Below are 21,781 nucleotides of genomic sequence, written 5' to 3'. Positions count from 1 at the left end.
TTAGTACTCCTCTGTAGTCCAACCATGAGGGCCACAAACCTGACGAGTGCGCTTTGCAACTGGTTCACTAACTACACTAGATGTAGGTACATGCGGTGCTACTGGTGCGGCACTTGCCTTGTTGTTACGCCATTCAAGGAATTCTTCATATTCCTGTTTGTCTTGCTGTTCTTTTGTTGCTGGTTCTTCCTGAACTGGTTCACTAGGTGCACTAGTTGACTCAGCATCCGGCGCACCAAGAATCGCATCTAAAGTTGCATCATCTTGTGTTGGTGCAGGTGTTTGAACTACTTCGGGTTTTGGTGCCTCTATTGTTGCACCTGGTGTTCTTGGTTGACGTGCCATGAGAAAAGCCCCAATTGGTTTGATTGAGGCTTTAGTGTTGGTCGGTAGGTGTTAGGGTTTGTTGTGTGATTCTTCAATGCCTAAGCTCAAGGCCTGATCCAGCTGCTCAATCACAGCATCTAATTCATCCCAATCATCAAACATGTCTAATTGCCCTATCTTGTACTTGTACGTTGCCCATTCACCCTCACGTGGGTAGCGATCCAAACCAACTTCAATCTGCCAAAGCAAAATGAATGCATCACCGTTGTCGTAATTTGGAATACCACCACGGGACCATTCCGAAACTGTAGACGCACCAGATACCGGTAGAACGTCTGCAATCTTTTCATGTGTCCAACCTAAGCGGCCTAAATCTAAGATCATGCGGTTGAAGTCTGGACGCTTGTATCCACGACGTTTTACGATGAATTCTTTAACCTTTTTCTTGGTTCGCTGGTTAATGAAACGCGCGCGCGCGCGAGGAGAGTCCGCAGAAGCTAATAAATCAACCGTCATGTTCATAGATCACCCCAACTCATAAACTTTAATTTTTATTAAACCGCCATCTACAACATGGCCACGATTCACTATCAGCGTGTCAAATTGCTCATCATCGGCACAGAATCCACATTTCACTAAACTGTCGATTGTTGCTTTGAGATAGTTGTCTATGTCTCTGCGTAATCGGTCAGGAAAATGAAACGTCACATCTAGTTTTAAACGTGAAGTCGAGCCTAATGCCGGTACTAAAATTTTAATGACTTCATGGAAAGCGATAGCCCGATCACTCAAATATCTGCGCTTCCCTGCTGCTACCCAGTAATGGTTTACCGAAGGTGGAACTATCGCTATTTCACAGTCCAAAATAGGTGTAATTCCACCAGTTTGTATTTCCTCACCATTGCTCGTATTTAGCGTTTTGTTTGCTTTACGTACCTTTGCTTCAATTTTCTTTTTAAGTTGCGCCTGCCCCTCATTTTTTCGCATCTGGTGTCTTTTTAAATGGTTGCTCAGCTCATCCTCACTCATTCTCATATTTAAGCTACCGTCCTTAGTTTGTTTAAAAAGGCTTGATTTGCATTCCCTGCATAGCCACACCATTTTTTAAAATGCTTGTTCCAGTGGTACCAGGTGCCGTTCTGGTTCATCCAAAATGTGCCGTCTGATTCGATATGTGTTGCTCCTTCAGGTTTCATGCTGTTGTCACCCCGAATAATTGCTTTGTTTTTTCTGTAGCCTTGAATGTGTAAATCGATGTTTTAATTAAATATCCGCAGTAAATTAAATCCTTTAAACACCTACGAATCGTCATTATTTGGCAATCCACAACGCAGTTCTGGATATCTTTAACGGTAAATTCCTGTGTTGCATGAGCTGCAAAGACCAACATATCCATGCGCTTTTCAAAAGCTGTTTGAGATCGAGATTCAATGTCGTTATGAGACTTACACGGCGTTAATTTCACTGATTGGTATTTCATGATGCTTTACCTGCACGGCGGTAGATCAACTGGGCTTGTGCTGCTAGATCGGCTGGTAGTGGTGAGCCTTTGCGATTTAAATCCTCATCAGGTTTATTCAATGCCTTAGGTTGAATCCACATCACTTGTACACGACCTAATTTTTTGGCTTTCTGCAGGTAGTCTTGGTAAATATCTCGAAATGCAAAGTGAGCTGCTTTCTGCCCTTCGGTTTTTAAGATGTGACGAACTTCATCAAGTGCCTGTTTAGCCAGTGTTGTGATTTTCTGATTCTTATCCGCTTCAAAATTTAAGGCTTTAGCCCAAGCTTGTTCAGCAGTCCACCAGTCACCATCATGTACACACCAAGAACGAAATTCAGGAAGTGAAGGACACCATTTTTCAGAATTCATGCGCTCTAAGCCACGGCGTAGTTCTTCAGGTTTTAAGCTGTTCAAAACCGTGCAAGTGGTGAATTGCAGTTCTGAAGGTGAAATTTCACCGAATTTTTTATCGAATGCTTCACCGTAAAGTGCTTGCATACGTGCAAGTACCTGGTCTGCGATTTCTACTGGAAAATTGACTACAAACGCATCTTGAAATAATTGGATGTTGCTCATGAATTATCCCCTGAAACTGCACCTGATCCGTAACGATGGTGCTTAGGTTTTTGTGGTGCTGGTGGTTTATTGTTGGCAGGTTTTGTTTGTGATGAATTTTGAAAGTTACTCAACCAGTTCAACCAACACGTCATCCATTTTTGAGGTGAGCGTGTTTCTGCACTCAATGACCACTGTGCAAGTTTTTTAAGTTGAGAAAGAATTTGTTCATCGGTGAAATCAGGAAAGCTAACTTTTGCCTGAGATTGAAAATCAGATTGAGCCGAATAGGTTTGAGTTAATTCTTTAAGTGAATAAGATTTTAAATCTCTTGGATGGTATTCAATGAAACTCATCATCGAACGATTTTGAGGTTCAAATTTTTCACGTGTTATTTCATTATTATCTAAAGTATCTATAGAACTATCTATTGTGTGTTCCCCTAGTGAACTAGTTACTGGTGTACTAAGGGAACTAGTTTGGTTCACTGGTGGAACTGGTGTACTAAGGGAACTAGTTCCCTTAGTGAACTGGTCTTTAATAGAAACCTCATTCAGACGATAAGACTTCATCCCCTGTTTACCACTGCCAACAATGCTGATAATGCCGTATTTAATAAGTTCTTTTAATCCGGCAGATACGGTTTTACGACCTAGTTGACGTGCACCTGGTAAATCACAGCCCTGTAACTGTGAATAGCTCACATAATCAGTTTCTTTTAAATGCCCATTGATACGGCTTTCAAGTTCCGCATAAACATTACGTGCCGCATCACTAATAAAAGGCCATACTTCTTTTCGATACAAACGACTAGACATTACATAGCCTTGCTCGAACTTGTCGCTATACATGTTTTTTCCAGCCCCTTGTTCTTTAGGCTGCGAAGGCTTTTTAAATGGAATAACTTGTGCAGTACTCATATCTTCCAAGCCTCCGCTTTTTGTGCTAAATTTGGCATCGGTTCCATACCTCGTTTACTTTTCGGAGTGAACGGCTAGAAAGTCCAGCTGGTCGCACAGTTGGACTTTTTTTACGCCTGAATATTTTGGAGTTACGTCACGGATCGGACGTGGTGCCAGTTCAAGGTGAAATGTATCTTCGGTTTCTTTGGTAAGACCCATAACCGGCATGAGAGTATTTAAATACGCTTCAACTTCAGCGATATCTCGCATGACAAGGTCACGTATGTACTCAGAAACAGAATTAAATTTTTTAGACTTACTAATAGCTATAGCTTTGGTCTTTTCGCCATCTGTACATTTAAAAGTAATACTTTCGAGTAATTTTTCAGACATCATTCATCCCCTTCACTTTTTGGATGAGTCTTTTCTTTGTGCAATTTCTTTAATCCTTCAGCGATTTCATAAGAAAGCCTCTTACCTTTCTTCCCGGTTTTTAGGTCGCTTATATAGTTCTGTGAACATGGAACGCTTTCAGCAATCTGTTGCTGGGTCATATTTCCCTTCTTTTTGTCTTGAAGGTCTTTAATTAGCTGACTCCAATCAGTCATTTCTCAATTCCCGTAATAGCTATCGGGATAATTTATCTTGATTGCGATATTTAAGCAACCGCCATAGCGATATAAATTTGTATCACAATGGCGATATCAACTTTGGAGTATCACCCATGAGTGTAGGAAACCGAATCAGAACATTGAGAAGATCTCTAAATATGTCACAGCCTGAATTAGCCAAAAGAGCCAAGGTAGGACAGTCGACTATTTCTGATTTAGAAAATGATAAGAAAAGTACATCAGCTAAAAATATGGAAGCAGTTGCTCAAGTATTAGGAACTTCCAGTAGCTATTTATTGACTGGAAAACAAGAATCTAAGGGCGCGATCGATCAAATAGTCGAGCATGTAAATAACAATGATGAGATTCTTTATCAAATAAATAATTTAGTGAAGATTAGGTACTATCCAAATCTTCCTATTTCTTGTGGATCGGGCGCTTTTGGTGAAGCTCTTGATGAGGATTATGAGGAACTTACTATAAACAGCAACTCTCTGAAAGATAGGCACATTCATCAACAATATTGTGTAGCGTTTCCTGCAAGTGGTGATTCAATGCTACCAACCATTAAAGACAAGGACACTGTTTACGTTGATCTGGAAAGAACAACTGTAAGGGATGGAAAGGTTTTTGCTATTTGTCACGGTGGGCTTTTTAAGTTTAAGCGACTGTATAACCTACCTCTTGGCGGTGTACGAATTGTTTCTGACAATGCAGCTGAATTTCCAGAAGAAAGACTAACGGCTCAAGAAATAATTGATCAGCAATTTGAAATTATTGGCTGGGCTTGGTCTTGGCAGTCAATGGAGAGTTGGTAATGGATAAAGGGAAGTTATTTTTTTGGATTTGGCAGTTAGGAAGCATTCCAACATTAATCTATCTAATGTTTTTTAATACAAATTATAATTGGTGGAATTGGATAATAATGATTCCAATTAATTTTTTCTTAGCTGAAATATGGCCGATTTATTGGTTTTTTAAGTGGATAGGGCTTGGATCATGAAGCTAATAAAAGTAATCGTTTTAACAGCTGGTGTAATAGCATTATCGGCTTGCGCTACCGTCGGGAAGTTTGAGAAAAGAATGGAGGCAAAAAAAGGGCTAACCAAAGAACAGCTAATTGATGATATGGGTATCCCTGATAAAGAGTATAAATCTGATAGTTTTGAGGTGGTTGAATATAATCAACATGATACGGTTAGGTTACCAAACTCTAGTTCATCTTATGTAATTGGTAATCAGATACAGACAACTACGACAAATAATACATTCGACATTTCATGTAAGCTTGAATTCAAGTTGGTGGATGGGGTTGTTAAAAACTACAGATACAAAGGCAGGTTGTGTACTTCCTATTAAAATACTAAATATTCTCTAGCCCGCTCATGCGGGTTTTTTAATACCCAAAATAAATATTATCTTTTTTGCGATATATTATCGCTATCGCTATTGACTTAAAACTATCGTTAATGCGATATTAGTCTCGTACCCAATAAATACGAGATAACCCATGACTCAATTCAAAACCCTAGCAACTGGCACAAACCATACAAGTCTAATTGTCTGTGATGGTGAGCTTAAAGTTGTGCAATGTGGCGAAGTAATTGCGGTTATCACCAACTGGTAAAAACAAAAAAGCCCTCCTGACTACGACATCAAAGGGCTTTTTCAAAACAACGAGGTCATTATGAGTCAATACCCATCACATAGTCAAACACCAGACTTCGTAAAAAACGAAAGTCACACAAATCCTGTGCTGTTTCAGCACCCAACGGAAGCAGAAATGCGCGTTTCTCGCCTTGCCCAATTTAAAGCTGATGCTAAAGACTTCGCTCTTTTCGTTGTCTTCGCAATTTGCGCTTGGTTGCTCATCAGTCTGCTTTTAACTGCCGTATTTGGGGGCTAAATATGAATGCATTTGTCGAACTACCAACAGCTTCGCTCATTGAAAAAATGAGCAATGATGAATATCACGCTTGCCCTGAATTTAGCTCAAGCCAGTTAAAAGACATGAACCGTTCTGCTGCTCACTTCTATGTAAACAGCATTACCAAGGAAGCTAAAAAAGAAGCTTCAACTGCTATGAACTTCGGCACATTGGTTCACACCATGTTCCTTGAACCTGAGCAATTCGAAAATGAATTTGTGATTGCTCCTAAGTTTGACCGCCGTACTAAAGCAGGTAAAGAAGAAGCTGCAGCATGGGAACAAGCGAATGAAGGCAAGTTGCTTGTATCAGAAGAAGACGTAGCAAATGCAAATCGTATGGCTACAAACCTACGTACGTTAAGCATCTATAAAGCTATGCAAGATAACTACGGCATGCCAGAAGCAAGTTTCTTTTTTACTGATCCTGTTTTTGGTTTGAATCTTCGTGTACGTCCTGACTGGCACATTGCCCCATGTAAGGCATTTCCAAACGGTCTGATCATTGACTTAAAAACAACTGATGATGCACGCCCAATGGCATTTTCACGGACCTGTGCAAATTTTGCTTATGACCTTTCAGCGTCAATGTACCGTGAAGGATTCCAGGCTTACTACCAAACAGAAGATAAGCCCCCTTTCATCTTTCTGGTTGCTGAGCGAAATACACCGTTCAACGTCAAGCAGTACAAAGCATCTGACCTGTTTTTAAGTGTCGGTGATGTTCGGTACAAGAAATCAAAAGAATCTCTTGCGGAATCCTTACTCCTTGACGAGTGGCATGGTTATTCAAAAGAAATAGAAGACATTTTTCTTCCGCAATACATGACTAAACAAGCTTTAGAAAACGATTTCAACTAATTAAATTTCAGGAATATTTATTATGAACGCTCAAACTCAAATCACTGCTGCACCACAAGCTTCTTCTGTTGGTTTTTTAAATGTTGAATCGTTTGAATTTTCTCAACGTGTTGCAAACATGTTGTCTAATTCAACCCTGGTACCAGAACAGTACCGCGCTATCACCAAAGTGAAAGTTGGCAAAGATAACTACGGCAATATGCAATTCCGTGATGAGCCGAACCCGAATGGATTATCAAACTGTATCGTTGCCTTGAACATGGCTAACCGTATGGGTGCTGATCCGCTCATGATCATGCAAAACCTTTACTTGATTGAAGGTCGTCCATCTTGGTCATCTCAGTTCATCATGGCCTCTATTAATAGCTGTGGTCGCTTCTCATCATTGCGTTTTGAAGTTGAAAACCTTGGTGAAGTTGAAGTCGAGTATCAAGAAACTGCCTGGAGTAATGGCCGTAAAAACGTGGTGGCTAAAACTTTAAAAGTCGAAAACTCTACTTGTGTTGCCTGGGCGATTGAAAGCGGTACCGAAATTCCAAACTTCTCTTTGGAAGAATTAAAAGAACATGGTGGAGTTTATAAATGCTGTAAAGCGTATGGCATTCCACTTGTTGAATCTTCAAAGATCAGTGTTGAGATGGCAGTAAAAGAAGGCTGGTACATGAAAAATGGCAGCAAATGGAAAACCATGCCAGAACAAATGCTTCGCTATCGTGCTGCTTCATTCTTTGGGCGTGTCTATGCACCTGAATTGCTTATGGGCTTGCGCTCTGTGGAAGAAGAAAAAGACCGCATCATTGACGTTACACCGGATCAATCGCTTTTAGAACAGGCTGATGCTAACCAGTTAAAACGTGAAATTCTTGGTGTGAAATCCCCTGCTGCACTTGATGAGATGGAAAGCAAAGTATTAATGCTTTCTGATGATGCTAAGCGTGAAGAACTTTTAAAAATGATCAGCGCCCAGGTTAAAAAATTCCAACCTGCTGCGGAAGCTTCTGCAAAAAAGCCTGAACCTCAACATGAGGAAGCCCCACCAGTAAAAGAAGTGAAGGAAGTTCAAGCGAAAAAGCCGACCTCAGCAGAACTTAAAAAGTCGTTTGCCAAAGCATTAAATAATGCAAAAAGTGAACGTGAAGTTGCGGCAATTGAATCTCAAATTGAGTCTAGTTTTGATTTATCAGAAGCCGATAAGAAATATCTAGCAGTCAATGTTCAGCAGATGTATGACAAATATGCACCGGCAGAGAACGCACCAGTAGATCCAGCACCGGAACAATTAAGTGTTAATGAATTGCAAAGACTACAAAAGGAAGCTGAAAAATTAGTTGCTCAGAAAGAAGAGTCTCCGGCTGCTGATCCAATCAAAAGCCAAATGGCCAAAGATGGATTAAAAAATCAGATTGCCAATGCCCCTAACGTTGAAGCTTTAAAAGAAATTGCACAAACGGTTCGTGAGTACAAATTAAAGCTAACCAATGATGACATGGGCGAAATCCTTCAGGATTATGCGGCACGTAAAAAGCTCTTAGAAGATCAGCAAGACATGTTTGCCGATGTGGTCGAAGAACCTTGGATTGATGGAGCGATCAAACGTATTGCAGCTGCTAAAAATCAAGATGATATTAACGCTGAATATTCAGACCCAATGTGTGAAGAACTATCTGATAAAGACAGACAGCGTTTAGATCTGGCAGCACAGAAACGCGAAGCAGAACTTTTCGGGTAATAAATCCAATGTGGCCACACTCTTTGGGCGTGGTCCTTTCGAGGAATAACAAATGAAAGAAGTTGTTTTTGGATTAGGGTTTTTGGTGGTGATTGGGATTTTGGCAATATTAGTGAATAAGGTGGCGTGATGGATATTCAAAGAAAAGCGTTTGAGGCTTACATGGCGGATCGCTATAAAAACACCGTGGATCAACGAGTTTGCATCAATAGCGACGGTGACTATATGGCATGGGACATGCAGGTTGCGTGGCATGTATGGCAAGCAGCCAAAGCTCAAGCGGTGCCGGAAGTAATCACTATTGGTAATGAACTGCAATCATGGGTAGCTGCATGGTCATTCAGTGCAAAAAATGACGGTGAAGATTACGTGGTTGTTGATGCAAATCTGCTTGCTGAAAAAATTGAAGGGTTAACAGGAGCCAGCCAATGACTGAAATACTCGAAATCGCAAAAGACTTTGCTGATGAGCTTGCTCCTTTCGTGATCTGTAAAACCGGCACAGTCAAAACGCTTACTGCTGAACAGGTATCGGCTATTTATCACATTGCTGTGGATTACTGGATGCGTAACGAGGAAGCAAGTGTTGATGTGAAGTTACCTTTTGAAATTAGCTTGGGAGCTAAGTCATGATTGAGAGACCTGTTGTAAAAATTGGCGACACAATCAAGGCTCAATTTGAAAACTTTTTAGGTCAAGTAATTGTGGTGACCGGGATTGTTCGACGTATTGATGGCCCAAACACAATTGTTGGCAATGATCTGGTTGATGGTGTTCCATTTTTTGTAAGTCTTGATGAGATTTTAGAAATTAATCACAAATCGATTTTATCGGGTTCGGTTATGAAAAGCTTGAAGGAGGTGTCTTAATGGGAGTTGCAATTGATTTAACGAATACTGAACGTCGCATCTCTACTGCTGAGTTTGCTTTGAGAATGAATATTTCAGAAAAGGAGCTTTATGCCCGAATTAATGATGGTCGGATTAAATCACCGATGAAGGATGGGCGAAAAAACTATTGGCTGAACAGCTATGTTTTGGAGTGTATTGTGAATCCAGATAGTGATAATATTGGCTCACTAGATGCATGAACAAGCATTAAAAACAGGTCGCATTTAGCGGCCTTTTTTTCACAATAAAACTAAATGTGAGTAATATTGTGAGTAATAAAGCAGTTAAAATAATAATTATAATTTAAAAACAATTACTTATATTAATGATGATGACTTGCATCCATCGTAATCATGGTGGCTGAACGAACCACTTCATCCCCGATCTTACAGATTTCATAAAGTGCTGCAATAAAAATAGCTTGACCATCTTTCCGACGCACACCCCAACGTTGTGGCTTATGATCAAAATATTTGGACTCATAGAACTCAGCCACTGGAATGACACCAAATTTATATTTCATCACAGCATTATTAAAAGTAGGTTTCTGAATCAGGGTCTCATTGCGGGCGTTATAAGTTTTAGATGCAATTGTTTTATCTTCTGCCCATTTCGGCACGAGACCAAACATCACTTTACGCCACTCAAGACCTTGTTGTGATTTAAACAATAAAGGCAAGTCATAACCCGGATAGACTTCTTCCGGATACTCAAAAGGAATATCCTGTAGCTTTAAATCCTGCAATTGTTTGAGAGTCAATGGTTTGAAGTTTGCACACATAGTATAGGCATTAAATTAAACTTATTCGATTATATCCTTAACTGTATTAATGTGACTGTGTTAGGTCGTTAGGAATCGTCAGCCAATGTGTAAATCGAAACTCCTAGAATCCATTCTCCATTAAAACAGTCTAACCTAGAGTTTTTCTTATCGCTAAATGCAGCATTAGCTTGATCAGCCAGTGTAATCAAGAAGAAGAACTGGGAGCGATATCACGAAGCGGGATTTTATGATTCGCTGATCAAAATCAGCTGTTCACTTTTTTGATGGCAACATATATACGCCAGTAGATTAAAAATGAAGTTGCTATGTCCACCACAGCACTTTTAATCGCATCGATATGCGCAAGTTAAACTTCATCAAACTGACCTTTAAAAACGTTAAAAATCAGTTCAAAACAGATCATTACCACAATGGCAAAAATAGTAATTTTGATGGTAATCGGTAAATACAGTGCAATGAAGCGATTTAAGAATGCATGACCTTATTCACCGCCATTGGCTTTAAAATCAGCATTGATCCAACTGACCAATAAACCTAAATTAATAACAAATCCAGCCAAACTGATTTTAAGTTCCTCAACACCAGTCTGACTTAAAGCAAAAAAGCTCAATAAAATCAAAATACCGCTGACAAGATAATAATTTTTAAAATCGGCTTGGGTGATGCTGTTTTATTTTAAATCATCCAGTTGATCGGTAAGCCAAAAATACATGATTTATACTCCATTATTATGTGCCGATCATATACAAAAAAAGCCTCACAAGGAGGCTTTTTTATTCAGTTCACAGGATTAATCACCTGTATAACCTTTTAATTTCAAACGTGCTGCATGCAATAGAGGCTCTGTATAACCCGATGGTTGTTCACCGCCTTTAAAGATCAAGTCAGAAGCGGCCTGGAAAGCAATGTTGTTTTCAAAGTCAGTAGACATTGGCGTATAAAGTGGATCGTTAGCATTTTGCTCATCCACAATTTTCGCCATACGCTGCATCACTTCTTCAACTTGCTCACGCGTTACGATACCGTGACGTAACCAGTTTGCAACGTGTTGAGAAGAAATACGTAAAGTTGCACGGTCTTCCATCAAACCAACGTTGTTGATATCAAGAACTTTAGAACAACCTACACCCAAATCTACCCAACGAACCACATAACCTAGGATACCCTGACAGTTATTTTCAAGTTCTTTGGTTTTCTCTTCTTCAGACCAGTTGGTGTCTTTAGCCAATGGCGGAGTCAACAAATCATCAAGTGATAATGCTTCAGTAGCCAACAATTCTTGCTGACGGTTTGCTACATTAATTTGATGGTAGTGAATCGCGTGGATGACCGCACCTGTCGGTGAAGGAACCCATGCACAGCTTGCACCCGCTTCTGGATGTTCAGTTTTGGTTTTGTACATGTCGAGCAACATATCTGGTTTTGGCCACATGCCTTTACCAATTTGCGCCTTACCACGTAAACCAGCCTGAAGACCGATCATCACGTTACGGTTCTCATAAGCCGGGAACCAGATTTGAGATTTCACCTCACCTTTACGAACGAAAGGACCAGCTTCCATGAAGGTATGGATTTCATCACCGGTACGATCCATGAAGCCCGTGTTAATAAAGATGGTACGATCTTTCGCTTGAGCGATACAGTTTTTCAAGTTTACAGATGTACGACGTTCTTCATCCATGATACCGATTTTAAGCGTTTTAGCCGGCAAACCTAATGCTTGTTCAGCACGCTCAAACAGTTCAACTGCAAAAGCAACTTCTTCAGGGCCATGCATTTTTGGTTTAACGATATACATAGAACCTTTACGCGAGTTCTTGATTTCGTTTTCACCCTTGATGTCTGCGAAAGTCAACAATGGTGTAACCAAAGCATCCATGATGCCTTCATAAATTTCCGCACCATCTACAAGGATGGCTGGATTGGTCATCAAGTGTCCAACATTACGAAGTAACATGAGTGAACGACCGTGAATAGATGTCACGCCACCAATCAGGTTTTTATGTGTGCGATCTTTGTTCAATGTACGAGTAACAATTTTACCATTTTTCTCGATTGATTCTTCCAAAGTACCGCGCATTAAGCCTAGCCAGTTACGGTAGCCTTCTACTTTTTCTTCTGCATCAACTGCAGCAATCGAATCTTCTAAATCCTGAATGGTGGTTACAGCAGCTTCAAGTACTAAATCTTTAACACCAGCTGCATCTGTTTGACCAATCGTGCTGCTTGCATCAATTTCAACAATTACATGCAATCCATTATTTTTAAATACGATTTCAGTCGGTGCAGCAGCTTCGCCGTTATAACCAACGAATTGTGCTTGATGCACTAAAGTGGTGGTAGAACCATCTTTTAAAGTCACAACCAGTGCATTGTGCTCTACTGTGTATTTTGTTGCATCTGCATGCGAACCATTGACCAACGGGAAAGTTTCATTTAAGAAATTTTTCGCGAATGCAATGACTTTTTCGCCACGGACTGGGTTATAGCCCTTACCTTTTTCCGCGCCACCTTCTTCAGGGATCACGTCGAAACCGTAAAGTGCATCGTATAAAGAACCCCAACGCGCATTTGCCGCGTTCAAGCAATAACGTGCATTACGTACAGGTACTACAAGTTGTGGACCAGCTAAAAGTGCGATTTCTTCGTCGACATTTTCTGTGCTGATTTTGAAATCTTCTACTTCTGGTAATAAGTAGCCAATTTCTGTAAGGAAAGCTTTGTAAGCTTCTAATTCAAATTTGTTGTTGCGGTGCCATTCATCAATTTTAGCCTGAAGATCATCACGCTTAGCTAAAAGCGCCTTATTCTTAGGACTAAGATCAACAACGACTTGCTCGAAGTTTTTCCAGTATGTTTCGCTGTCTAAACCAGAACCTGGTAATGCTTCATTTTCGATGAAATCGTAAAGTTCTTTAGCAATCGCTAACTTGCCTTTTTGAATACGTGCAGTCATTGTCTTTCCTGATATTGCTACTTTTTATAACAAGAGATTCTAGTATACCGATTTAAATCTAGCTGAATAGTACTATCACAATGCTAAATAGTGATCATTTTTTATAAAATGAATATGTACATTATTAAATAAAATACCACTCACAACTGCGATGTCATCATCAACTTGAATACCTTTTTACAGTTTATAAAGTTTTTGAAATGTCGAAATTAGACTTAAGTGCAGATTTATAGCTAAAACGGTACTTAAAACCGACATTGGTATAGTTATAGAACAAAGATTAAACAATGACCAGCCTTAAATGTCGACTAAATACACATTTTCTCGCAAAAAAAAAGCGCCATTTCTGGCGCTTGATTTTAATTCGCTTGGGATTCTGTTTTCTGGATTTGTTTATGCTCTGCATTCAGATACTCATCGGACTGCATTTCCAGTAAACGTGAACGCGTGCGTTCAATTTCAAAGGCTAGTTTTTCACCTTGATAGATATCAATAATTGAATCTTCAGAGGTCAACAACAATTTTACCCCACGATCATAAAATTCATCGACCAGATAAATAAAACGACGTGCGCCTTCCGACAAATAGTCGGTTAAATGTGGAACATTACTCACCAGCACGGTATTGTAAATATTGGCGATCTCAATAAAATCTGCTGGACTACGTGGCTTAAAGCACAAATCCGAAAATTCACACCATAAAACATCTTCAGTATGCCCAACTGTTTCCACAATACGGTTATTGATAATAATCGGCTCTTGGGAAATTTTTTGAGTTTGGGTCAACGCAGTAAAACGCTGTGCGAGCCAGTTTCTATGATCATGAGTCAGTGGAGATTTAAACAATTGTGCTTGTTTGAGCACACGCAGACGATAATCCACGCCTGCATCCACATTAAGCACAACACAGTTCTTTTTCACCATCTCAATCGTTGGGATAAAACGGTCACGGTGAATGCCATGTTTATACAGACCATCTGGGGCAATATTCGATGTGGCAACCAGTGTGATCCCACGTTCAAATAATTTTTGGAACAGTTCGCTTAAAATCATCGCATCTGTAACATTCGATACAAAGAATTCATCAAAACAAATGACTACCGCCTGTTGATAAATTTGGTCAGCAACCAACTCAAGTGGATTACGCTGTCCCGATAATTTATTCAATTCACGATGTACATGCTGCATAAAATGATGGAAATGCATGCGCATTTTGCGGCGAAAAGGAATCGAATCAAAAAATTGATCCATCAACCAGGTTTTTCCGCGCCCTACACCGCCCCACATATACACGCCTTTAGGAGATGTTTGACGACGGAAACGACGAAAGGCTTTTTTTGATGCCTTAAAACGCTGCAGCAGTTCTTGCCAAACACGATCCAATTCATGGACAGCTTGCGCCTGTGCATCATCCGGCATGAACTGACCAGAAGAGATCGCTTGCGCATAACGTTCTGCAGGTGACAAAGGAATAAAGGCTGTGCTGTGCTTAGAATTTAAGTCTGACATATCATTGAATACTATTTTAGGCTATTGAAATTATAGCGAAGTTGGGGATGGAATACATATAACACTTTGGCATTAATAAAAAACTTAGGCTATTTAAAGTACTGGCGTGGACTGTATCCAAACCATCGTTTAAAGGCATGATTAAAAGCCGCCGGCTCTGAATAGCCCAGTAACTCTGCAATCATTTCAATAGAATACTCTTTATATTCTATTAGCCTTAATGCTTTATCTTTAATCAGTTTTTCACGTATTTGTTTATAACTGCTTTGGAGTTGCTGCAATTGATGGCGCAAGGTTCGTTCTGGAATTTGCAGAGCTTGTGCCGTTTCTGCCATCGTTGGCATTACTCCTTGCTGTAACTCTAAATAATCTTGCACACGTTGCACCAAAGATGGCACTTGTTCATCTATCCTTAAGCGTTCTAATTCAGCAATACATTTACTTTCATAGATCTTAAAACTCATTTTATCTGCAGAAGGAATCTGAACATTCAGTACTGTATTATCAAACCAAAATTCTGCACACTTTGAACCAAACTGTAACTCTGAACCATAGTAATCATGATAGGTCATTAAAAACTCTTGGTTTTTTGGTTGCGCAAAGGGTAATTCAATCCGAATTTGAGGCATGCGCAAGCCCATCATTTTATAAATATCTTGAATAAACTTATAGGTTCCTGAAATTTCACATTGAGCGCGCAACAACCCAAGATCACTGTTTAAATCTTGTGGCTCGTAGCATAAAGCAACTTTGCGCTCGGTATATTTCAGGCTTAAAGCCCCAGTTAGATGAGTTAAAGACTGATACTGGATGCCTTGTTCCCAAGCTGTACGGACATTTTCACTGCTGACCAACAACATGAGTAAAGGGCCATACCCAGCAAGCGCATAATGTTGCCCAATAAATAATCCTTTTTCAGGCGAAACATCTTGCCCAATAACTTTTAAAATATCCCATTCCAGACTGGGATGAATAGTTGAACTTGGATCCAATGCCTCAGCACGCAGCCCAATACTTTGAAGTTTTTGATCAACTGCAATCCCAGCTTTACGCATGCCTTGAATTAAATACATCAAGCCAAGAATTGATCGTTTCATAGCATTTTCTAATTAAAAGAATATGACCATTTTTTACTATAAAATTTCACTCTTGCAAATTGCCGAATCTATCAATTTTTTTGTATCATTTAAATGTACCGGAGAAATGATCTTGATTTATGAGAGGCTTGGCATGATGGTGCAGAAAGTTTTTATGGAATTTGTACCCAACATTTTCCAAATTTATTCCAATGATTAGGACTCAATACCGTTTTGGCGCACAACTCGGTTATCTTTATGATTGAGTCACAGACCCATTACATCTGACAACTGATTCAGCGGGTTAAACACACCTATGGCCATACAATTGTGGTGAAAGACCAAGTCCAGGATCAATTCAATGCAGAGGTTCAAAGCCTTTTTAAGGGAACAGTTTGGCAATCTGGATGTGTGAACTGGTATCAGCAAGATGAGTAAAAACTTTGCACTTTGACCTACCTACACATGGAAATATGGGTTAAAAACCAAAAAACCTAATACCGCTGATTACCGTTTGCTAAATAAAACATCTGGAATTCGTGCAGCCTAAATATTTAATGGTCATAATAAGCAAGTGTCTTTTCACCTGCCGACTTTTTGTATGCAATCGTTCTGGTTGATCATCCAGCTTCTTCTCTGTTTATTCCTTGGATTCATTCTTGCACGTAAACTTCCTCGCTGGTTAGAAAGTTTAGCCTTTAAAATTTTACCCTATTTTACTTATATACTGCTAATTGCCATCGCGATTGAATTTTCTCAAACACTGCACAGCATAAACAGTCCGCTGCAAATTTTATCCAATGCACTGACACTCTCGATTGCAACATCACTGGGTGCTTTTCTCTGCTGCTATATCTTGTTTAAAAGTATTGGCTACCAACCCACACAAGGTAAAGTATCCGCAGAGTTATTGGTTAAATCACTGCTTAACATTAGTTATGCTTTTATTGCACTTGCATTAGGGTATGGACTCGCAGAAATGTTTAATCATTTTGATTATAGCCTGCATGTGAGCACATGGAATCTACTGCTCATCTTCATGTTCTTGATTGGTTTAGATTTAGCTTATTCCCCACTCGACCGCTCATGGCTGAACTGGAAAATTATGCTGGTACCGATCGGTTGTATTGTCGGTTCATTAGCGGGTGCCTTTTTTACCACAGCAATTGTGAAAGATATTAGCTTAAAAGACCTGATTATGCTGTCGCAAGGTTATGGTTTTTATTCCATGACAGGCATTGTGGTGACTGAACTAAAAAATGCCGAGCTTGGCAGCATTGCACTGATGAATGATTTATTTAGGGAAATTATTGCGATTCTTTTAATGTATAGCATTGGTTGGCGTTATCCACGCTCAGCCATTTCATCTGCTGCAGCAACCGCAATGGATGTCACCTTACCTATGGTTAAACAAGCCTGTGGCAATGCGTTTATTCCGCATGCCATGGTCAGTGGATTTATTCTTTCTGTACTTGCACCAATTGCAGTGAGTGTATTGGCAGCTTTATAAATAATCTGACTAGATTCTTCATTTTCATGTAGGGATTCTCCCCCCTCCTTTTTCAAAGGAGGGCTAGGGTTGATTTAAAAGTATTAAAACAAAAAAGCCGACTTAATGTCGGCTTTTAAATACATCAAATTCAGATTAAATTGTCGCTAAAATATCACGCAAGGTTTGACTTGGGTTTTCTGATTGAGTAATCGGACGACCAATCACCAAATGTGTTGAACCATCAAGCATCGCTTGCTTTGGTGTCACAATACGTTTTTGATCATCTGCATTAGAACCCGCCGGGCGAATACCAGGAGTGACTAAAGCAAAATCCTGACCTAATGTTTCACGGAGCATTTTGGCTTCTTGAGCAGAACAGACCACACCGTCCAGACCACTATCTTGAGTAAGCTTAGCCAGGCGTTTTACTTGTTCAAATGGTTCAATATCTAAACCGATATCTTTTAAGTCCTCACGACCCATTGAAGTCAACACAGTCACAGCAATCAGTTGAGTGTTGTAATTCCCCGCTTTTAAGCGCTCCACACAGGTTTCCATCATCTTACGGCCACCTGATGCGTGTACATTCACCATCCAAACACCAAGATCAGCCGCCGCACATACTGCTTGAGCCGTTGTATTTGGAATATCATGGAATTTTAAATCCAAAAAAACCTCAAAACCTTTGTCGTGTAATGCTCTAACTACACTTGGACCTTCATGGGTAAATAACTCTTTACCAACTTTTACTCGACATAATGCAGGATCTAATTGCTCTGCAATGGTTAACGCGTCATATTGGCTTTTAGCATCCAGTGCAACAATGATACTCAAGAGAATTTACCTTCAGTCAGACAAAAAGAAAGCCCATTATAATGGGCTTTTATTTTCGTTGGTAATATCTAATACAGTTTTTTCATGCCTAGTATGAGCTGCAGCTTCAGCAGCAGCCAATTGGGCAGTTTGAATTTGCTCTTTCCGGAGATATTCAATATCTTTACGCAGTCGTTTAATTTCCCAATTATTTTGAAATACTCGGAAAATTTGCACACCTAGCAATAAACCCAATACCACACCCAAAGCTAAAGTGAGCAACAACAATAAGCCTAAACGCATAGCAGGAACTTGAGTAAATAGCAGATCTACGCTTAACTCAGTACCATTTTGTAAAACTAAAGCCAATGAATAGCCAAACAGGACAATGAGCAAAGCGACCAGTACGTAACGCATAAATACCCCTTTTGGAATTCTTTATTACTGTGCAGATTCGTTTACTGCATCACGTAATGCCTTACCAGGTTTAAAGTGTGGAACTGCTTTTGCAGCCACTTCAACAGACTTTCCTGTTTTAGGATTACGCCCCACACGTGGATCACGGTGATGCAAAGCAAAACTGCCAAAACCACGAATTTCAATACGATTATCCGATGATAAAGCGGCTATCATTTGATCAATCATAATTTTAACAGCTTCTTCGACTAAAGGCTCTGCTAAGTGTGGATTTTTAAGGGAAATTCGCTCTATTAAGTCAGACTTATTAAGTGCTTCCGTAGTCATCTGCGACCTCTTTAATTATCAAGCTACTTTGTAGATGATCCGATAATAACGTGTTTAAATACAAAACGGTAGCGCAATAAGTTAATACTACGCTACCGTTTACAGTATTTGTGTAAAAAGTATTAGTTAATTTACATTAACAATACATTTTAACGCCTACTTAGTTGCCCATTTGAGCTTTGATCAAATCACCAATAGTCTTAGGACCATTTTCTGAAGTAGTTGTTGCTGTTTTCAAGTTAGCAACGGCTTCTTTCTCTTCAGCTTCGTCTTTCGCTTTGATAGACAAGTTGATAGAGCGTGATTTGCGGTCTACGTTGATGATTTTAGCTTCAACTTCTTGACCAACTTCAAGGAACTTAGTTGCATCTTCAACGCGATCGCGGTTGATTTCAGAAGCTTTAAGAGACGCTTCAACTTCGTCAGCTAACTTAATAGTTGCGCCTTTAGCATCAACAGCAGTCACAGTACCTTTAACCAAAGCACCGCGTTCGTTAGTCGCCAAGAAATCATTGAACGGATCGTTGTTCATTTGTTTGATACCAAGGCTGATACGGTTGCCTTCAGCATCTACAGACAGGATAACTGCTTCAACAGTGTCACCTTTCTTGTAACGACGGATAGCTTCTTCGCCTTGTTCGTTCCAAGAAATATCAGACAAGTGAACTAGACCGTCGATACCACCTGGTAAACCGATGAAGATACCGAAGTCAGTGATAGATTTGATCGTACCAGAAACTTTTTCGCCTTTGTCGTGGTCTTTAGCAAACTCTTCCCATGGGTTAGCACGAGTTTGTTTGATACCAAGAGAAATACGACGACGTTCTTCATCAACTTCAAGAACCATAACATCAACTTCGTCACCAATCTGAACAACTTTAGATGGGTGGATGTTTTTGTTCGTGTGATCCATTTCTGAAACGTGTACTAAACCTTCAACGCCTTCAGCAATTTCAGCGAAACAACCGTAATCAGTTAGGTTAGTTACGCGCGCTTTAACGATTGAACCTTTAGGGTAACGGTTCATGATCGCTAACCATGGATCTTCGCCTAATTGTTTAAGGCCTAAAGATACGCGGTTACGTTCACGGTCAAATTTAAGTACTTTAACAGTAACTTCTTGACCAACTTCAACAACTTCTGAAGGGTGCTTGATGCGTTTCCAAGCCATGTCAGTGATGTGAAGAAGACCATCGATACCGCCAAGGTCAACGAATGCGCCGTAATCAGTAAGGTTCTTGATTGTACCTGTAACTGTTTGACCTTCTTCAAGCTGAGCAAGAAGAGCTTCACGGTCAGCTGAAGATTCAGCTTCCATAACAGCACGACGTGAAACAACAACGTTGTTACGTTTAGCGTCAAGTTTGATTACTTTAAATTCTAACTCTTTGCCTTCTAAGTGAGTAGTATCACGAATAGGACGAGTATCAACTAAAGAACCTGGAAGGAACGCACGAACTGGACCGATGTCAACAGTGAAACCGCCTTTAACCTTACCAGAGATAACACCAGTAACGATTTCGCCGTCTTCAAAGATTTTTTCAAGTTTAGTCCAAGTTTCAGCGCGTTTTGCTTTTTCGCGTGAAAGAACTGTTTGACCCATACCGTTGTCAAGAGCTTCAACAACAACATCAACAGTATCACCAACTTGAACTTCAAGTTCACGTTGGTCGTTTAAGAATTCAGCGCGGTCAACAATACCTTCTGATTTAAGGCCAGTGTCAACTGTTACCCAGTCAGAGTCGATGCTTACGACAACGCCTTGGATGACAGCACCCTTTTCAACGTTGAGGTTTAATTCGCTTTCTTCAAAGAGGGCTGCAAAAGATTCGGTCATGATATACCTGATAAAGTTCAGCGGTCTTGGATCAGACAAGGCCGGTTTAATAAAGCTTCCACATAGTCCGTAATAAACTGATCTAGCTATGCTTTGGCTGAAAATTCGTTAATTGGCTAATTGCTTTTCGACAAAGTTGGTCATCAACTGGAATACTTCATCGATACCCAATTCTGAACTATCAATGATATATGCATCTGCTGCCGGCTTGAGTGGAGCGACTGTGCGCTCCATGTCTCGTTTGTCTCGAGCTTGTATATTAGCTAAAATGTCGTTTATTTTAACATCTAGCCCCATACCCTGCAACTGCTTTACACGTCGCGCCGCTCGGGATTCAGCCGAAGCAGTCAGGTAAATCTTGGCTTGAGCCTGAGGAAAAATAGAAGTGGCCATATCACGACCATCTGCAACCAAACCCGGTTCTTGCGCAAAAGTACGTTGACGCTCTAATAGTGCGGCTCTAAGCTCAGGAATTGCAGCAACTTTTGAAGCAAACTCACCCACACGTTCAGTACGAATGGTTTGAGTCACATCTTCACCGTCGAGTTGAACCTGCGTTCCGGCTTCAGTTGTAACAAATTTTATGTCTAAATTTGTTGCAATTTTAATGCACTGATCAAGTTCTGAATCCAGGCAATCCAGCAAGTCTTGTTGATGTAATGACAGCCCCAGCAAGCGATATAAAGCACCAGAATCCAGTAAATGAAATTGATAGTGTGCTGCCAGTTTAGCCGCAAGTGTACCTTTTCCAGAACCACTTGGACCATCGATAGTGATAATTTGAACTGTCATTAATTTTCCACTTTACGCTATACAGTTTTAGTTAATTTTGAAAAACCTAGTTTAATCGCAGATTTAAGCTGTGCAAGGATTAATTTACTTACAAAAGGTGCTCGCGCCTGTAATTCAATAGTGTAGGTCACTAAAGTTTTGTCAGCATCTTTTTTCTCAAACTCAATAATCCCTAAATGATGTTTCACCAAAGGATTTTTAATAATTTGATATTCGATACGCTCATTAGGTTCTAGCAAGGTAATTTGTTCTTGCAGCGGTTTGACTGGACCAAACCCCATACGACGCACTGACCCCACCCCATCTGGACGTTCAGGATCTGCAGAGTCTTTAATTCGTTCTACCTGAATCGGTGCGAAGGCAACATTATAAGTTGAGTGTTTTGATAACAAATCAAAAACCTGCTCGAGGGGTGCGTTAAATTCTTTTTTTACCTGAATGGAATGCATGGTTTATCCTAAATTTTAATTGACAAT

Annotated in this window: 29 protein-coding genes and 2 pseudogenes; 11 read left to right on the top strand and 20 right to left on the bottom strand. The window is 40.0% G+C overall.

The window, feature by feature from the left end; genetic code table 11:
* From HLH16_RS08660 to HLH16_RS08620, 9 genes are read right to left on the bottom strand one after another with little or no spacing between them, the layout of a single operon-like run.
* A complete protein-coding gene (locus HLH16_RS08660; protein WP_171529014.1) occupies positions 1-345 on the bottom strand; it encodes a hypothetical protein in 345 nt (114 codons plus the stop codon).
* A gap of 51 nt (positions 346-396) precedes the next feature.
* Positions 397-849, bottom strand: coding sequence for a hypothetical protein (locus HLH16_RS08655; protein WP_171529013.1), 453 nt, complete (start codon positions 847-849; stop codon positions 397-399).
* Between the two features lie 3 nt (positions 850-852).
* The gene (locus HLH16_RS08650) at positions 853-1,362 is read right to left on the bottom strand and encodes a RusA family crossover junction endodeoxyribonuclease (RefSeq protein ID WP_171529012.1); all 510 of its coding nucleotides are present in this window, start codon (positions 1,360-1,362) and stop codon (positions 853-855) included.
* A 2-nt stretch (positions 1,363-1,364) separates the two neighbouring features.
* Positions 1,365-1,523, bottom strand: a complete 159-nt coding sequence (locus HLH16_RS08645) for a hypothetical protein (protein WP_165493712.1) — start codon at positions 1,521-1,523, stop codon at positions 1,365-1,367.
* Positions 1,520-1,807: a hypothetical protein gene (locus tag HLH16_RS08640; protein ID WP_250850257.1), complete on the bottom strand. Its 288-nt coding sequence runs from the start codon at positions 1,805-1,807 to the stop codon at positions 1,520-1,522. The genes HLH16_RS08645 and HLH16_RS08640 overlap by 4 nt, the downstream gene beginning before the upstream one ends.
* On the bottom strand, positions 1,804-2,406 hold the full coding sequence (locus HLH16_RS08635) for a restriction endonuclease (protein ID WP_171529011.1): 603 nt from the start codon (positions 2,404-2,406) through the stop codon (positions 1,804-1,806). The genes HLH16_RS08640 and HLH16_RS08635 overlap by 4 nt, the downstream gene beginning before the upstream one ends.
* On the bottom strand, positions 2,403-3,305 hold the full coding sequence (locus HLH16_RS08630) for a hypothetical protein (protein WP_171529010.1): 903 nt from the start codon (positions 3,303-3,305) through the stop codon (positions 2,403-2,405). Before HLH16_RS08630 ends, HLH16_RS08635 begins: the two co-directional genes overlap by 4 nt.
* Before the next feature lie 54 nt (positions 3,306-3,359).
* Positions 3,360-3,680 carry a hypothetical protein gene (locus tag HLH16_RS08625; RefSeq protein ID WP_171529009.1) on the bottom strand — a complete coding sequence of 107 codons (321 nt, stop codon included), beginning with the start codon at positions 3,678-3,680 and terminating at the stop codon, positions 3,360-3,362.
* Positions 3,680-3,895, bottom strand: coding sequence for an XRE family transcriptional regulator (locus HLH16_RS08620; protein ID WP_171529008.1), 216 nt, complete (start codon positions 3,893-3,895; stop codon positions 3,680-3,682). The genes HLH16_RS08625 and HLH16_RS08620 overlap by 1 nt, the downstream gene beginning before the upstream one ends.
* Before the next feature lie 116 nt (positions 3,896-4,011).
* Here HLH16_RS08620 and HLH16_RS08615 point away from each other — a divergent pair, with 116 nt between their 5' ends.
* The 9 genes from HLH16_RS08615 to HLH16_RS08575 all read left to right on the top strand — a co-directional run bounded on the left by HLH16_RS08615 (position 4,012) and on the right by HLH16_RS08575 (position 9,503).
* Positions 4,012-4,716: an XRE family transcriptional regulator gene (locus HLH16_RS08615; protein ID WP_171529007.1), complete on the top strand. Its 705-nt coding sequence runs from the start codon at positions 4,012-4,014 to the stop codon at positions 4,714-4,716.
* Between the two features lie 181 nt (positions 4,717-4,897).
* Positions 4,898-5,257: a hypothetical protein gene (locus HLH16_RS08610; protein ID WP_171529006.1), complete on the top strand. Its 360-nt coding sequence runs from the start codon at positions 4,898-4,900 to the stop codon at positions 5,255-5,257.
* Positions 5,258-5,585: 328 nt separating this feature from the next.
* Positions 5,586-5,804 carry a hypothetical protein gene (locus HLH16_RS08605; protein ID WP_171528974.1) on the top strand — a complete coding sequence of 73 codons (219 nt, stop codon included), beginning with the start codon at positions 5,586-5,588 and terminating at the stop codon, positions 5,802-5,804.
* Between the two features lie 2 nt (positions 5,805-5,806).
* Positions 5,807-6,685 (top strand): PD-(D/E)XK nuclease-like domain-containing protein, encoded by an 879-nt coding sequence (locus HLH16_RS08600; RefSeq protein WP_171529005.1) that lies wholly within the window; start codon positions 5,807-5,809, stop codon positions 6,683-6,685.
* Between the two features lie 22 nt (positions 6,686-6,707).
* Positions 6,708-8,414, top strand: coding sequence for a hypothetical protein (locus HLH16_RS08595; RefSeq protein WP_171529004.1), 1,707 nt, complete (start codon positions 6,708-6,710; stop codon positions 8,412-8,414).
* Between the two features lie 129 nt (positions 8,415-8,543).
* Positions 8,544-8,846 (top strand): phiTE_015 family protein, encoded by a 303-nt coding sequence (locus HLH16_RS08590; protein WP_502707643.1) that lies wholly within the window; start codon positions 8,544-8,546, stop codon positions 8,844-8,846.
* Positions 8,843-9,046, top strand: a complete 204-nt coding sequence (locus HLH16_RS08585; protein WP_171529002.1) for a hypothetical protein — start codon at positions 8,843-8,845, stop codon at positions 9,044-9,046. Before HLH16_RS08590 ends, HLH16_RS08585 begins: the two co-directional genes overlap by 4 nt.
* Positions 9,043-9,282 (top strand): hypothetical protein, encoded by a 240-nt coding sequence (locus HLH16_RS08580; protein WP_171529001.1) that lies wholly within the window; start codon positions 9,043-9,045, stop codon positions 9,280-9,282. The genes HLH16_RS08585 and HLH16_RS08580 overlap by 4 nt, the downstream gene beginning before the upstream one ends.
* Complete coding sequence (locus tag HLH16_RS08575; RefSeq protein WP_171529000.1) at positions 9,282-9,503, top strand: hypothetical protein; 222 nt, start codon at positions 9,282-9,284, stop codon at positions 9,501-9,503. Before HLH16_RS08580 ends, HLH16_RS08575 begins: the two co-directional genes overlap by 1 nt.
* A gap of 128 nt (positions 9,504-9,631) precedes the next feature.
* On the opposite strand, the pseudogene HLH16_RS08570 reads toward HLH16_RS08575, so the two are convergent.
* From HLH16_RS08570 to HLH16_RS08550, 5 genes and pseudogenes are all read right to left on the bottom strand, one after another.
* A pseudogene (locus HLH16_RS08570) lies at positions 9,632-10,084 on the bottom strand (SOS response-associated peptidase family protein); the annotation flags it as partial.
* 484 nt (positions 10,085-10,568) lie between these two features.
* Entirely contained in the window at positions 10,569-10,697 is a 129-nt protein-coding gene (locus tag HLH16_RS15860; RefSeq protein WP_284729912.1) for a hypothetical protein, read from the bottom strand.
* 180 nt (positions 10,698-10,877) lie between these two features.
* Positions 10,878-13,043 (bottom strand): malate synthase G, encoded by a 2,166-nt coding sequence (locus HLH16_RS08560; protein WP_171528999.1) that lies wholly within the window; start codon positions 13,041-13,043, stop codon positions 10,878-10,880.
* 359 nt (positions 13,044-13,402) lie between these two features.
* A complete protein-coding gene (gene zapE, locus HLH16_RS08555; RefSeq protein ID WP_171528998.1) occupies positions 13,403-14,551 on the bottom strand; it encodes a cell division protein ZapE in 1,149 nt (382 codons plus the stop codon).
* 89 nt (positions 14,552-14,640) lie between these two features.
* On the bottom strand, positions 14,641-15,648 hold the full coding sequence (locus tag HLH16_RS08550; protein ID WP_171528997.1) for an AraC family transcriptional regulator: 1,008 nt from the start codon (positions 15,646-15,648) through the stop codon (positions 14,641-14,643).
* A 123-nt stretch (positions 15,649-15,771) separates the two neighbouring features.
* On the opposite strand from HLH16_RS08550, the pseudogene HLH16_RS15755 reads away from it, so the two are divergent.
* A pseudogene (locus tag HLH16_RS15755) lies at positions 15,772-16,177 on the top strand (flavin-containing monooxygenase); the annotation flags it as partial.
* 51 nt (positions 16,178-16,228) lie between these two features.
* A complete protein-coding gene (locus tag HLH16_RS08545; protein WP_171529077.1) occupies positions 16,229-17,137 on the top strand; it encodes a LysO family transporter in 909 nt (302 codons plus the stop codon).
* 135 nt (positions 17,138-17,272) lie between these two features.
* Here HLH16_RS08545 and pyrF read toward each other — a convergent pair whose 3' ends face one another.
* The 6 genes from pyrF to HLH16_RS08515 form a co-directional block, all read right to left on the bottom strand.
* On the bottom strand, positions 17,273-17,953 hold the full coding sequence (pyrF, locus tag HLH16_RS08540) for an orotidine-5'-phosphate decarboxylase (RefSeq protein ID WP_171528996.1): 681 nt from the start codon (positions 17,951-17,953) through the stop codon (positions 17,273-17,275).
* A 36-nt stretch (positions 17,954-17,989) separates the two neighbouring features.
* On the bottom strand, positions 17,990-18,349 hold the full coding sequence (locus HLH16_RS08535) for a lipopolysaccharide assembly protein LapA domain-containing protein (RefSeq protein WP_067726066.1): 360 nt from the start codon (positions 18,347-18,349) through the stop codon (positions 17,990-17,992).
* A gap of 24 nt (positions 18,350-18,373) precedes the next feature.
* On the bottom strand, positions 18,374-18,676 hold the full coding sequence (locus tag HLH16_RS08530; protein WP_067726064.1) for an integration host factor subunit beta: 303 nt from the start codon (positions 18,674-18,676) through the stop codon (positions 18,374-18,376).
* 160 nt (positions 18,677-18,836) lie between these two features.
* On the bottom strand, positions 18,837-20,513 hold the full coding sequence (gene rpsA / locus HLH16_RS08525; RefSeq protein WP_131287985.1) for a 30S ribosomal protein S1: 1,677 nt from the start codon (positions 20,511-20,513) through the stop codon (positions 18,837-18,839).
* A 108-nt stretch (positions 20,514-20,621) separates the two neighbouring features.
* Positions 20,622-21,305, bottom strand: coding sequence for a (d)CMP kinase (gene cmk, locus HLH16_RS08520; RefSeq protein WP_171528995.1), 684 nt, complete (start codon positions 21,303-21,305; stop codon positions 20,622-20,624).
* A 17-nt stretch (positions 21,306-21,322) separates the two neighbouring features.
* Complete coding sequence (locus HLH16_RS08515; protein WP_171528994.1) at positions 21,323-21,754, bottom strand: SRPBCC family protein; 432 nt, start codon at positions 21,752-21,754, stop codon at positions 21,323-21,325.
* Positions 21,755-21,781: the final 27 nt, after the last annotated feature.

Source organism: Acinetobacter sp. ANC 5378 (assembly GCF_013004315.1).
In the GTDB taxonomy this organism is placed as follows: Bacteria; Pseudomonadota; Gammaproteobacteria; order Pseudomonadales; family Moraxellaceae; genus Acinetobacter.
The sequence above is the reverse complement of the archived record's forward strand: the minus strand, read 5'-3'. Positions and strand labels throughout refer to the sequence as shown.

Coding starts and splice junctions, on each gene's coding strand:
- HLH16_RS08660 (WP_171529014.1), bottom strand. CDS start 345: ATGGCACGTCAACCAAGAACACCAGGTGCAACAATAGAGGCACCAAAA.
- HLH16_RS08655 (WP_171529013.1), bottom strand. CDS start 849: ATGAACATGACGGTTGATTTATTAGCTTCTGCGGACTCTCCTCGCGCG.
- HLH16_RS08650 (WP_171529012.1), bottom strand. CDS start 1,362: ATGAGAATGAGTGAGGATGAGCTGAGCAACCATTTAAAAAGACACCAG.
- HLH16_RS08645 (WP_165493712.1), bottom strand. CDS start 1,523: ATGAAACCTGAAGGAGCAACACATATCGAATCAGACGGCACATTTTGG.
- HLH16_RS08640 (WP_250850257.1), bottom strand. CDS start 1,807: ATGAAATACCAATCAGTGAAATTAACGCCGTGTAAGTCTCATAACGAC.
- HLH16_RS08635 (WP_171529011.1), bottom strand. CDS start 2,406: ATGAGCAACATCCAATTATTTCAAGATGCGTTTGTAGTCAATTTTCCA.
- HLH16_RS08630 (WP_171529010.1), bottom strand. CDS start 3,305: ATGAGTACTGCACAAGTTATTCCATTTAAAAAGCCTTCGCAGCCTAAA.
- HLH16_RS08625 (WP_171529009.1), bottom strand. CDS start 3,680: ATGTCTGAAAAATTACTCGAAAGTATTACTTTTAAATGTACAGATGGC.
- HLH16_RS08620 (WP_171529008.1), bottom strand. CDS start 3,895: ATGACTGATTGGAGTCAGCTAATTAAAGACCTTCAAGACAAAAAGAAG.
- HLH16_RS08615 (WP_171529007.1), top strand. CDS start 4,012: ATGAGTGTAGGAAACCGAATCAGAACATTGAGAAGATCTCTAAATATG.
- HLH16_RS08610 (WP_171529006.1), top strand. CDS start 4,898: ATGAAGCTAATAAAAGTAATCGTTTTAACAGCTGGTGTAATAGCATTA.
- HLH16_RS08605 (WP_171528974.1), top strand. CDS start 5,586: ATGAGTCAATACCCATCACATAGTCAAACACCAGACTTCGTAAAAAAC.
- HLH16_RS08600 (WP_171529005.1), top strand. CDS start 5,807: ATGAATGCATTTGTCGAACTACCAACAGCTTCGCTCATTGAAAAAATG.
- HLH16_RS08595 (WP_171529004.1), top strand. CDS start 6,708: ATGAACGCTCAAACTCAAATCACTGCTGCACCACAAGCTTCTTCTGTT.
- HLH16_RS08590 (WP_502707643.1), top strand. CDS start 8,544: ATGGATATTCAAAGAAAAGCGTTTGAGGCTTACATGGCGGATCGCTAT.
- HLH16_RS08585 (WP_171529002.1), top strand. CDS start 8,843: ATGACTGAAATACTCGAAATCGCAAAAGACTTTGCTGATGAGCTTGCT.
- HLH16_RS08580 (WP_171529001.1), top strand. CDS start 9,043: ATGATTGAGAGACCTGTTGTAAAAATTGGCGACACAATCAAGGCTCAA.
- HLH16_RS08575 (WP_171529000.1), top strand. CDS start 9,282: ATGGGAGTTGCAATTGATTTAACGAATACTGAACGTCGCATCTCTACT.
- HLH16_RS08560 (WP_171528999.1), bottom strand. CDS start 13,043: ATGACTGCACGTATTCAAAAAGGCAAGTTAGCGATTGCTAAAGAACTT.
- zapE (WP_171528998.1), bottom strand. CDS start 14,551: ATGTCAGACTTAAATTCTAAGCACAGCACAGCCTTTATTCCTTTGTCA.
- HLH16_RS08550 (WP_171528997.1), bottom strand. CDS start 15,648: ATGAAACGATCAATTCTTGGCTTGATGTATTTAATTCAAGGCATGCGT.
- HLH16_RS08545 (WP_171529077.1), top strand. CDS start 16,229: ATGCAATCGTTCTGGTTGATCATCCAGCTTCTTCTCTGTTTATTCCTT.
- HLH16_RS08535 (WP_067726066.1), bottom strand. CDS start 18,349: ATGCGTTACGTACTGGTCGCTTTGCTCATTGTCCTGTTTGGCTATTCA.
- HLH16_RS08530 (WP_067726064.1), bottom strand. CDS start 18,676: ATGACTACGGAAGCACTTAATAAGTCTGACTTAATAGAGCGAATTTCC.
- rpsA (WP_131287985.1), bottom strand. CDS start 20,513: ATGACCGAATCTTTTGCAGCCCTCTTTGAAGAAAGCGAATTAAACCTC.
- cmk (WP_171528995.1), bottom strand. CDS start 21,305: ATGACAGTTCAAATTATCACTATCGATGGTCCAAGTGGTTCTGGAAAA.
- HLH16_RS08515 (WP_171528994.1), bottom strand. CDS start 21,754: ATGCATTCCATTCAGGTAAAAAAAGAATTTAACGCACCCCTCGAGCAG.